Annotated in this window: 12 protein-coding genes; 5 read left to right on the top strand and 7 right to left on the bottom strand. The window is 66.2% G+C overall.

Annotated elements, in window-relative coordinates; genetic code table 11:
- Positions 1 to 77: 77 nt before the first annotated feature.
- On the bottom strand, positions 78 to 461 hold the full coding sequence (locus ACZ6ZD_RS22875; RefSeq protein WP_465675226.1) for a hypothetical protein: 384 nt from the start codon (positions 459 to 461) through the stop codon (positions 78 to 80).
- A gap of 185 nt (positions 462 to 646) precedes the next feature.
- Between ACZ6ZD_RS22875 and ACZ6ZD_RS22870 the strand changes: the two genes are divergently transcribed.
- On the top strand, positions 647 to 1,237 hold the full coding sequence (locus ACZ6ZD_RS22870; protein ID WP_465675224.1) for a TetR/AcrR family transcriptional regulator: 591 nt from the start codon (positions 647 to 649) through the stop codon (positions 1,235 to 1,237).
- Here ACZ6ZD_RS22870 and ACZ6ZD_RS22865 read toward each other — a convergent pair.
- The 5 genes from ACZ6ZD_RS22865 to ACZ6ZD_RS22845 form a co-directional block, all read right to left on the bottom strand.
- On the bottom strand, positions 1,149 to 2,336 hold the full coding sequence (locus ACZ6ZD_RS22865) for a patatin-like phospholipase family protein (protein WP_465675222.1): 1,188 nt from the start codon (positions 2,334 to 2,336) through the stop codon (positions 1,149 to 1,151). The genes ACZ6ZD_RS22870 and ACZ6ZD_RS22865 overlap by 89 nt on opposite strands.
- A gap of 276 nt (positions 2,337 to 2,612) precedes the next feature.
- Positions 2,613 to 3,356 carry an SDR family NAD(P)-dependent oxidoreductase gene (locus ACZ6ZD_RS22860; protein ID WP_465675220.1) on the bottom strand — a complete coding sequence of 248 codons (744 nt, stop codon included), beginning with the start codon at positions 3,354 to 3,356 and terminating at the stop codon, positions 2,613 to 2,615.
- A 94-nt stretch (positions 3,357 to 3,450) separates the two neighbouring features.
- Positions 3,451 to 3,888 (bottom strand): PaaI family thioesterase, encoded by a 438-nt coding sequence (locus ACZ6ZD_RS22855; protein ID WP_465675218.1) that lies wholly within the window; start codon positions 3,886 to 3,888, stop codon positions 3,451 to 3,453.
- A gap of 14 nt (positions 3,889 to 3,902) precedes the next feature.
- On the bottom strand, positions 3,903 to 4,664 hold the full coding sequence (locus tag ACZ6ZD_RS22850) for an alpha/beta fold hydrolase (protein WP_465675217.1): 762 nt from the start codon (positions 4,662 to 4,664) through the stop codon (positions 3,903 to 3,905).
- A 135-nt stretch (positions 4,665 to 4,799) separates the two neighbouring features.
- Entirely contained in the window at positions 4,800 to 5,210 is a 411-nt protein-coding gene (locus tag ACZ6ZD_RS22845; protein WP_465675215.1) for an ester cyclase, read from the bottom strand.
- Between the two features lie 257 nt (positions 5,211 to 5,467).
- Between ACZ6ZD_RS22845 and ACZ6ZD_RS22840 the strand changes: the two genes are divergently transcribed.
- Genes ACZ6ZD_RS22840 through ACZ6ZD_RS22825 form a run of 4 tightly spaced genes read left to right on the top strand, consistent with a single transcriptional unit; the run spans position 5,468 to position 8,140 of the window.
- Positions 5,468 to 6,361, top strand: a complete 894-nt coding sequence (locus ACZ6ZD_RS22840; protein WP_465675213.1) for an alpha/beta hydrolase — start codon at positions 5,468 to 5,470, stop codon at positions 6,359 to 6,361.
- The gene (locus ACZ6ZD_RS22835) at positions 6,358 to 7,281 is read left to right on the top strand and encodes an SDR family oxidoreductase (protein WP_465675211.1); all 924 of its coding nucleotides are present in this window, start codon (positions 6,358 to 6,360) and stop codon (positions 7,279 to 7,281) included. The genes ACZ6ZD_RS22840 and ACZ6ZD_RS22835 overlap by 4 nt, the downstream gene beginning before the upstream one ends.
- A gap of 5 nt (positions 7,282 to 7,286) precedes the next feature.
- A complete protein-coding gene (locus ACZ6ZD_RS22830) occupies positions 7,287 to 7,700 on the top strand; it encodes an acyl-CoA thioesterase (RefSeq protein WP_465675209.1) in 414 nt (137 codons plus the stop codon).
- A complete protein-coding gene (locus ACZ6ZD_RS22825; RefSeq protein WP_465675207.1) occupies positions 7,697 to 8,140 on the top strand; it encodes an acyl-CoA thioesterase in 444 nt (147 codons plus the stop codon). Before ACZ6ZD_RS22830 ends, ACZ6ZD_RS22825 begins: the two co-directional genes overlap by 4 nt.
- A gap of 65 nt (positions 8,141 to 8,205) precedes the next feature.
- On the opposite strand, the gene ACZ6ZD_RS22820 is transcribed toward ACZ6ZD_RS22825, so the two are convergent.
- The gene (locus ACZ6ZD_RS22820; protein ID WP_465675205.1) at positions 8,206 to 9,441 is read right to left on the bottom strand and encodes an Nramp family divalent metal transporter; all 1,236 of its coding nucleotides are present in this window, start codon (positions 9,439 to 9,441) and stop codon (positions 8,206 to 8,208) included.
- Between the last annotated feature and the right edge of the window lie 42 nt (positions 9,442 to 9,483).

Genomic DNA, 9,483 nt, shown 5'->3' with positions numbered 1-9,483 from the left:
CGCTTCAGACCTCGGGGACACTGCCCCGTAGGGCGGGCGCGAGCTGACGCGACGACACCTCGCAACTTGGTTGTTCTCTACCTCGGAAGCCGATACGATCCTTTCGGCCAGTAGCGGACGGACTCCGGCACCCGCAGACGGCGCCGCGTGAGCCGCGCTGGCCGACAAGTGCAACGAGGTCGCGAGAGGCCGCGCCTGGGCGCCGTGAGCGGGCCCGACTGACCTTCGGGCGTCAGTCGTCGGTGTTGACCAACCGTTTTACTGCTTCGACGACTGCACAACGGCCGGCGGCTGTCGTCGGCAGTGCCTTCCGACCGGGCGGTGGCCATCGACACGATCAGGGTGATCAGTAGGCCTGGGGGCTGGGTCGCCTTCACTGTGCCTGCGGTCTGTGCCGCCGACAATGACTTGACCTTGGCGGCATTGGCGGCCGCGATTGCGGCGAGGTCGGAATTGGACACGCCGTACTGAGCGAACTCGTCGGTGGCGGCCTTGAATGGGGCGGCCTGCGTCAGCTTGATTCGCGGCTCGTGTCTCGATCCTAAAAGGTTGGTCCGGCAACGATCTTCGGACGGCGGATGCTTGGCCGGCGTGGGAAGCTCGTACGACTCTTTTATCTATCCAGTTAGTCTATTACCATCGTTGTATGGTTCGGGATGCTCAGGCGACCAGGCGGCGTTTGCTCGACGCGGCTGTCGACGAGTTCTCTGCTTATGGGATTGCTGGGGCGCGGGTCGATCGGATCGCCGCGGCGGCCTCGAGTAACAAGGCGCAGATCTATCACTACTTTGGCAGCAAAGAGAGCCTCTTCAGTGCCGTGATGGAGTTGATCGTCAGCCGTACGGCGAGTGACGTGCCCATCGACGTCCAGGATCTGCCGGGGTATGCCGGTCGGCTGTTCGACGTGTACGAGGACAGGCCGGCGGTGGCGCGGCTGGCTGTCTGGTATCGATTGGAGATGCCGGCGCAGGCCGCAGGGGTCGCGGTGCTGTCCGAGACGCTGCGGGATGAGTTGCAACAGATTCGCAGGGCGCAGCGGGAGGGGGTTCTGACTTCTCGTTATCGGCCGGCCGACCTGTTGAACTTGGTTCTTCATCTGACGTTTCTGTGGGCGTTCGTGTTTCCGGAACTGCAAAGCGAGTTCGCCGTCAGTTCTCGTCGGCACCGCCGGCGGGTGCTGGTCGAGTCGGTCCGTGCTGTGTTGGCGGATGGCGACGGCCGCCGACCGTCTCGCTGAAAGGCGAAGCCGAGCGCGAACTGAGCCCTGCCGAAAACGCGAAGTACCTCCGTGGTCGCCTGGCAGGCAATCGCGGAGGTACTTGGCTTGCAGTCGCCGATCGAGGGTGATGGTCAGGGGCGAAGGATCTTCGCGACCGCGTCGGCCGCTGCGGCGCCGTCACGAAGGCCGAGTTCGGCCGCTTGAGGTCGGACTTGGGATCGAGCGCCTGTTTGATGACGATGTCGGAGCCGGCTCCTCCGGTGATCCGGACGACCTTTAGGCCATTGGTCTCGAGCTTGGTGAGTTCGTCTTCCTCGATGGTGTTCGACAGGTTGGGTGTCGGCATCCCGATGTAGACGATGGCGTCCAGCTTCTTCTCCGCGACGAGTCCGGCGGAGAACGAGACGCGCGGGGCGTCGGTGTAGTGCTGGCCGTTGATCTGCACGGTGGGCAGGAAGCCGGGGACGGCGACCGACGATGCGACCGCGGCGGCGAGGGGGACGCCGTCGGTTTGCTTCCAGAGCACGGTCTTGCCGGTCTGGGCGTTGACTGATGTGGCGCGGAAGTCCAGGGCCGGCCATTGTGCGCTGGGGAGCATCGTGCCGACGTACTTGACGAAGTCCGCGCTGGAGATCGGGAGCTTGGTCTTCATGGCCAGTTGTCCGACGGTGCGGCCCCGTTCTTCCACGGTTCCCTGGGTCGAGGTCAGCGCCGCGATGATCTCCTTGGGGATGGCGCTCATCCCTTTCCCTGCGGGCAGAGGCGCGGTCGCGACGTCACCGGAGCGCTCCTTTTCGACGAGCTTGTCGAGGTCGAGTCGCGCGCTGAAGTAGCTGCCGGCCAGCGCTCCGGCCGATGTCCCGACCACGACGTCAACCGCGTCTGGGGTCAGCTTCGCTTCCTTCGCGAGAGCGGCCAGTACGCCGGTCTGCCACGCGACCCCGGTCTCTCCGCCACCGCCAAGGATGATGCCGACGCGCGGACGCTCAACGGCGGCCGGCTGCGGATCCGCCTTCGCCGACGAACAAGCGGCGACCATCGAGGCGGTCACGACCAGTGCGCCGGCAATGCCGATCAGGCGCCACCCGCGACGGCGTTTCGACATCACGTTACCCATCGAATTCCCTCACTTCTTACAGCGTGCTGACCACCGACCAAGATCGACAGAGCAGCACATATCTGACTAGTTAGTTAAATGATGTGAGCTGTACGCCGCCGTGTCAACCGTTTGGTTAGGACGCTGTCGGCTTTGCGGGACAGCTCGACGTACAGCTGGCTTGTCGGGGAGTCGGCAACGGTCGGATGCGGACGGGTGGTTCTCGGCACGAAGAACCTCTTCTGTAGCGAGATGGATTCGCCGGCGGACGGCTGTGCCGGCGCCCGTGAGTGCGGGTCAGGCGAGGAAGCCGCCGTCGACGGCCAGGTGTGCGCCGGTGATGTAGGAGGCTTCGTCGGAGAGTAGGAATGCGATCGCGTGGGCTACTTCTCGGGGGGTGCCGATTCGGCGGAGCGGGATTCCTTGCTCGACGACGGCCTGGGTGCCCTCGGGGTTGGCTTGGGTCATGCCGGTGTCGATGACGCCTGGCTGGAGCTCGTTGATGCGGATTCCTTGCGGGGCGTACTCGATCGCGAGTGATCGGGTGAGGCCGCGCAGGGCGTGCTTGGCGGTGGGGTAGTCGGCGGTGGGGCCGCCGCGGTCGGCGTAGACGCTGGAGATGTTGACGATGGAGCCTCCGTCGGAGGCCAGGATCGCCGGCAGCTCGTACTTGGTGCTGTAGAAGACTCCGTCGAGGTTGACGGCCATCACTTCGCGCCATTGCTGTTCGGTGAGGGTGTGACTGGGCTGGAATCGGCCGGTGATGCCGGCGTTGTTCACTCCGTAGTGCAGGGCGCCGTAGGTGTCGAGGCCGCGCTGGACGGCTTCCTCGATCTGGGGCGCCTGGCTCACGTCGGCTGCGATCGGTAAGGCGCGGCCGCCCTGCCGTGCGATGTCGGTGGCGACGCGAGCGAGCTGGTCGCCGTCGCGGTCGACCAGGACGACGCTTGCCCGCTGGCTGGCGAGCAGTGTCGCGGTCGCGGCTCCGATACCGCTGGCGGCGCCGGTGATAAAGGCGGTCTTGCCGCTGAAGTCGTGCATCGATCGTCTTTCCGGTCGCGCCTGGCAGGATGCGCGGCCGCACATCCTGCCAGGCTGTCTTTGGGGTCAGCAATCCAGGTAAGTGGGCCGCGGTTCAGCGGGTTGGTAAGTCGGTGTTGGCCAGGCGGACACGGCCACGCGCGACCAGGCGCCGGGATTCGTCGCCGATCTCGACCTCCCACAGCTGCAGCGTCCGGCCGATGTCGGCCGGCCAGGCGGTCACGGCGAGCCGGCCGGAGCGGACCGGGCGTAGGAAGTCGGTGACGTTGTTGATGCCCACGGCGAACTGGTTGCGGTCCTTGACCACCATCGAGGCGCCCAGGCTCGCGGCCGACTCGACCGCGGTGGCCCACAATCCACCGTGGACGACGCCCCAGGGCGTGTGATGCCGCTCGTCGACCTCCAAGGTTCCGCTGATCACGCTGTGGATGCCGTCGATGATCATCTCGACGCGGGTGACGCCGACGGCCTCGAGAAAGCTGCCGGGCGGGACCGGATAGGGGACGGCGCGGTCGGAAGGCAGCGTGGGCATGGGGGAGCTCCTGTTCACGAGCGAACCAGCCGACTGATCGCGGCCGCCACCGTCTGCGGGACTTCGTGGGCCAATCCGTGGCTGCCGTCGAGCAGGAGCAACTCGCTGCCGGTGACCGTGTCGGCGATGACCTGCGAGTGAGCTGGGTCGACGAAATTGTCTTGTGCGCCTGCGATGACCAGCGTCGGTACGTCGATGGCGGCCAGGTCGTCGCGGATGTCGAGCGACAGCGCGAGCGCCAGCTGCTCCCGCACTCCTGGCTGTGGGTCACTGCCGATCGTGGTGATCATGGCCTCGAGCGTCGCCTCCGGGAGTGATGCGGCCGTCGCGTCGGGCATGCCCAGGATCAATAGCAGCCTTCCGATCACCTCCGGGCCGGAGCCGATCAGCTGCTGCCAAAGCTGCAGACGCAGGCGCAGGCTCGGCCGCGCCGCCGCGTATCCGCACAGCGTGATGATGTGCGTGACATGTTCGGGATGCGCTGCTGCTGCCTTGAGTGCCAGCGGTCCGCCCAGTGAGGCTCCTGCGATCGCGAAGCGGTCGAACCCGGCGTCGAGCGCACATTCGACGAGCTGGTCGGCGACGTCCGCTGCGGTCAGATCTGAATGCGGTAACAAGCTCGAACCTGTACCGGGCAGACTCGGCAGCACCAGAGTGTGGCTCTCGGCAAGCATCTGCACGCTCGCACCCCACGTCTGTTCCGCCGTACTGTTGGTCCCCGCCACCAGCACGAGAGGTGGCCCTGAGCCGACCACCTCACAGCTGAGCTTGTGCATCGATGCCTCCGATCGGTTATTGACAGACCAGTTAGTTATAAGAATCCGGCTCCTCGCTGTCAATCGAATCGACCGGCGGGTGGCCGGAACTTGGCGTCACGGCAACGGAAATTCGCCGCCCGTCCGATCGCAGGATCAGCGTCGAGTGAGAAGGTCCAGCGCGCCGCGCAGGCCGAGGCCTCTGAGCATCGCGACGACGTCCTCCACGAACCAGCCATGGGCGATCTTGCCGTCGCGCACGGTGTAGACGCCGACCCCGTTCCAGGTCGCGTGCCGGCTGGTGAAAGGCAAGATGCGAAGCAGTCTGCCGGTGCGACGTCCGCTGTTCGTGAACTGAACCACGACGACGTCGTCCCGTTCGAAGACCTGCAGGACCGTCAGGTGAAGTCCGATCCAGCCGCCGTCCGCGCCTCCGAGGACCTTCCTGAACGCTGGCAGGCCGTGATGCTCGCCCAGACTGCCACCGGTCCAGACCAGGTCTTCGTGCCACAACTCGCCGAGCAGGTCGATCCGCCCGCCGTTCACCACTTCTTGCAGGAAACGCATGACCACTGCCACGGCGGGGCTGTCTGCCGACCGAGTGGGATCTTGTTCGGACTCGTTCATGCTGCACCTCTAAAGTTGATTAACTAGTTAGTTACAAGCTAGTTTAGTTGCCGCGGGCGTTCAACCGGCCGCCCCGCGAGGTGTGTCCTGGCGTTCGCGGCCAGTTCCCAGAGCGACGAGGTAAGTCGATGAGTCCAGAGCCGATGCGTAGATCCGATGTTCGCCGCGCCCGCCGGTTCCAACGGATCTTCCCCGTGATGATGCGGCTCTTGTGGTCCAGCCGGCAGCTCGAATTCGCCACTCAGCGGATTGCCCGGCCTACTCGGTTGACGATCTCAACCCGGCACGGCGATGTCCGTGCGCTCGTCTACGCGCCGACGGCGTCCCACTTGGCGGCCCTGGAACGGGCCGGACGCCGACCGCCCGTCCATCTGCTGATCCACGGCGGGGCCTTCATCATCCGCGCTCCGTGGCAGGACGGCAGCATCGCTAGGTACCTGGCCTCGGAGGTCGGCACGGTGGTCGTCGTCCCGGACTACGATACGGCTCCCGACGTACGCTGGCCGGTCGCCGAAGAACAGAACTACGACGTCTACCGGTGGATGCTCGACAACGGTCGCGCCTACGGCTGGGACCTGTCGCGGTTCACGATCGGCGGCGCCAGTGCCGGCAGCAAGTTCGCGATGAACGTTGTCGCCCAGGCCATTGAGGACGGCGTACCGGTACCGCTCGCGCTGACTTCGGAGTTCGGCTGCGCCGACCTGTCCCGCCCCGACCACACCCGAACCACAGCGATCAGCAACCCGATCGTGTCACAGCAGATGATCGGACTAGCCCGTCGTACCTACTTCCTGGGCGCGGACCCCCTGGATCCGAGCGTCTCGGTCGCCCTGCATCCGCGGCTCGCCGAGTTCCCGCCGACGCTCATCATGACCGGCGAGCACGACACCCTCCGGCACGAGATGGACGAGCTCGCCGGCAAGCTCACTCAGCTCGGCGTCCAGGTCACTCATCGGCAGTTCCCCGGCGTCGACCACGGCTTCACCCACAACAAACCGGTCGCCATCGCCCGGGAAGCGATCTTCTCGATCGGCGATCACCTCCGCGCCGCACACGCCCGAGTCACCAACTCCCGTAAGGAAACCTCATGAGCCGTACCACCAGCCAGACCAGCTGGAGCCCCCACACGATCGGCGATCTGAGCGGACGCACGGCATTCATCACCGGCGGAAACAGCGGCATCGGCTGGGAAACCGCACTCGTCCTGGTCGGACACGGCGCCCGCGTCATCCTGGCCGGCCGCAGTCGGCCCAAGCTCGACGAAGCCGCCCACGGCCTCCGCGCCGCCGTCCTCAACGCCCAGGTCGACACTTCGGTCGTCGATCTCGGATCCTTGACCTCGATCCGCGAGACCGCCGAACAGGTCGCCGCTACGGAGAGCCTGGACTGGCTGTTCAACAACGCCGGCGTCATGAACGTACCGGACCGGCGAACCACAGCTGACGGATTCGAGCTCACGTTCGGGACCAACCATCTCGGGCACTTCGCCCTCACCGCCGGACTCCTGCCCGCGCTGCGGCGTACCGGACCGGCCAGGGTGATCACCGTCAGCGCGATCGCGGGCACCTGGCGCACCGGCCGGCTGGTCGACCTGCAAAGCATCCAGCGGTACGGCGCGATGTCGGCCTACGCCAAGTCGAAGCGAGCCAACATTGTCTTCGCCCGCGAGCTTGCCCGCCGGGCTGAAGGTACCGGTCTCACGTCTGTCGTCGTCCACCCCGGATCCGCCCTGACCAACCTGCAGCGCCATAGCACCGGCGCCCTGTCGCGAGCGGTCATCGCCCTCACCCGGCGCTCGGTGATGGGATCGCCCGAAGGCGCCGCCTGGCCCTCGCTGTACGCCGCCACGAGTCCGGACGTCGTCAACGGCGGCTTCTACGGACCGGCCGGCAACGACCAGACCTCAGGCACACCGAAAGCCCTCGCGGTACCGAAAGACGCCGACTCACACGATGCCGGACGGCTGTGGGAAGACAGCGAACGCCTCACCGGCACCCGATTCGAGCTCTGACCTCGATGAGCAGTATCGACGCAGCCGCTGGCCGGTGGACCTACTACTGCCAGCTGCGGTGGGGCGACATGGACGCCTTCGGGCATGTCAACAATTCCCGCTACCTCAGCTACCTGCAGGAGGCCCGGCTCGACTTCTTCGCTCATGCACAGCCAGGCGCAAGCGCCGTCCAGGAGCTGGCGGTGGGAGGACACGAGATCACGTATCTTGCGCCGCTGGTCTTCCGGCCTGATCCCGTTCGAGTCGAGATCTGGATCGGTCAGCTCGGAAAGGAGTCAGTCACCATCGAGTACGAGCTGACCGATCAGCGCGGACGACGTACCTATGCTCGAGCACGCAGTCGCCTGATCAACCGAGACCCCCACGCGCCCCTGACCCCTCAGCAGTACGATCAGCTCTCCGCGCTGGTGGCCTCATGACAACCTTCAGATATCCGGTGACGGTACGCCGTACCGACCTCGACGACACCGGAAACGTCAGCGAAGACGCCTACTTCGACTACCTGCAGGAAGCCAGGATCGCCCTCATGGCGCAGGCATTCGGCATCGGCGCGAACGACTTCTTCCAACGCTCGCCCGTGGTCCTGGCCAGCCAGAAGATCGAATTCCTCGAGCCGATCGCCCGCAGCGACGAGCCCGCGGTAGACGTCTGGATCGACACGCTCGGGACGTCGTCGTGCGTCTTCGGATCATGCATCGCCACCTCCCACCCCAGCGGTGAGTCGATCCACGCCACCGCCTCGACAGTCCTCGTCGCCGTCAACCTCCAGACCCACAGCAAACGCGACCTGGACGCCGCCGAGCGCCGCATCCTCACCAACTACCTCATGCCGGGTCGAGACGCCTCGTGGCCCACCTGATCCGCGAATCGGTAGAGCGAGACCACATTCGCGATCTGCAGTATCGAAGGGTTCGCCGGCGTTCGTCAGCCCCGAATGGTCAGCACAATCAGTACGACGTTCAGCGCGGTGACGGCGGTTGCCACCAGACATGCGGCGAGAGTGGTCGCTCTGCGGTTGACCAGGTTGCCCATGATGCGCCGAGAGGCCGTCAATCGGACCAGCGGCCACAGGGCGCACGGGATACCGAAGCTCAAGACGACCTGTGACACGACCAGTGCCCGGGTGGGGTCGATGCCGATCGCCAGGATGGCCAGGGCCGGGATCAGAGTGATCAGCCGCCGTGCCCAGAGTGGGACTTTGCGCTGCCAGAAGCCGTCCAGGATGACAGAGCCGGCGTAGGTGCCGACCGAGGAGGAGGCGAAGCCGCTGGCCAGTAGGGCGAGTGCGAAGAGGAGCGCGGAGAAGTGGCCGAGCCGGTCGCCGATGGCGACGTGGGCCGCGTCGAGGGAGTCGGCGCCGCTCCCGTTCAGCGCTGCTGCCGCCAGGACAACCATGGCGAGGTTGACCGCGCCGGCCAGTGCCATGGCGATGGCTACGTCGGTGCGGGTGGCGCGCAGGACCCGGCTCTTGCCGGCGCTCGATCGGATGGTCTTGCCGTGCCGGTCGGTGACCAGTGCGCCGTGCAGCCAGATCGCGTGCGGCATGACGGTCGCTCCGAGCATTCCGGCGGCCAGAACCAGCGATTGGGTGCCGTCGAGGCGCGGTACGAGGCCGCCGATCACGCCGGAGGCGGAGGGCTGTGACTGGATCGTCGAAACCACGAAGCCGACCAGGACGACGGCCAGAAGTCCGATGATCGCTGCCTCGAATGGGCGCTGCCCGCGCTTGGACTGGTAGATCAGCAGTCCGAACGAGACGGCGCCGGTGATCACGCCGCCCAGGAGCAGCGGGATGCCGAACAGCAGGTTCAGTGCGATCGCGCCGCCGACGACCTCGGCCAGGTCGGTGGCGATGGCCACCAGCTCGGCCTGGGCCCACAGGCCGGTGGAGGTGGGCCGCTTGAAGTGGTCACGGCACAGCTGTGGCAGTGTGCGCCCGGTCGCGATACTCGCCTTTGCTGCCAGGTACTGCACCAGAACGGCCATCAGGTTCGCCCCGACGACCACCCAGCACAGCAGATACCCGTAGGTCGCTCCGGCCGCGATATTGGTCGCGAAGTTGCCCGGGTCGACGTACGCGACCGCCGCGACGAAGGCCGGACCGAGCAGCAACAGCCCGGACCGGTTCAACTGCCGCCGCAACGGCGCCGGTGCATACATGCCCAAGCTTCGGTGCCCGCGCCGGAGTGGATGGGTTCAGAG

This window comes from Kribbella sp. NPDC104218 (genome assembly GCF_055584105.1).
Note: the sequence above shows the minus strand (reverse complement) of the source record. Positions and strands in the feature narration are given on the sequence as shown.

Bases quoted from the DNA above. Each gene is read 5' to 3' on its own strand.
- ACZ6ZD_RS22870 (WP_465675224.1), top strand. From the start codon at position 647: ATGGTTCGGGATGCTCAGGCGACCAGGCGGCGTTTGCTCGACGCGGCT.
- ACZ6ZD_RS22865 (WP_465675222.1), bottom strand. From the start codon at position 2,336: ATGGGTAACGTGATGTCGAAACGCCGTCGCGGGTGGCGCCTGATCGGC.
- ACZ6ZD_RS22860 (WP_465675220.1), bottom strand. From the start codon at position 3,356: ATGCACGACTTCAGCGGCAAGACCGCCTTTATCACCGGCGCCGCCAGC.
- ACZ6ZD_RS22855 (WP_465675218.1), bottom strand. From the start codon at position 3,888: ATGCCCACGCTGCCTTCCGACCGCGCCGTCCCCTATCCGGTCCCGCCC.
- ACZ6ZD_RS22850 (WP_465675217.1), bottom strand. From the start codon at position 4,664: ATGCACAAGCTCAGCTGTGAGGTGGTCGGCTCAGGGCCACCTCTCGTG.
- ACZ6ZD_RS22845 (WP_465675215.1), bottom strand. From the start codon at position 5,210: ATGCGTTTCCTGCAAGAAGTGGTGAACGGCGGGCGGATCGACCTGCTC.
- ACZ6ZD_RS22840 (WP_465675213.1), top strand. From the start codon at position 5,468: ATGATGCGGCTCTTGTGGTCCAGCCGGCAGCTCGAATTCGCCACTCAG.
- ACZ6ZD_RS22835 (WP_465675211.1), top strand. From the start codon at position 6,358: ATGAGCCGTACCACCAGCCAGACCAGCTGGAGCCCCCACACGATCGGC.
- ACZ6ZD_RS22830 (WP_465675209.1), top strand. From the start codon at position 7,287: ATGAGCAGTATCGACGCAGCCGCTGGCCGGTGGACCTACTACTGCCAG.
- ACZ6ZD_RS22825 (WP_465675207.1), top strand. From the start codon at position 7,697: ATGACAACCTTCAGATATCCGGTGACGGTACGCCGTACCGACCTCGAC.
- ACZ6ZD_RS22820 (WP_465675205.1), bottom strand. From the start codon at position 9,441: ATGTATGCACCGGCGCCGTTGCGGCGGCAGTTGAACCGGTCCGGGCTG.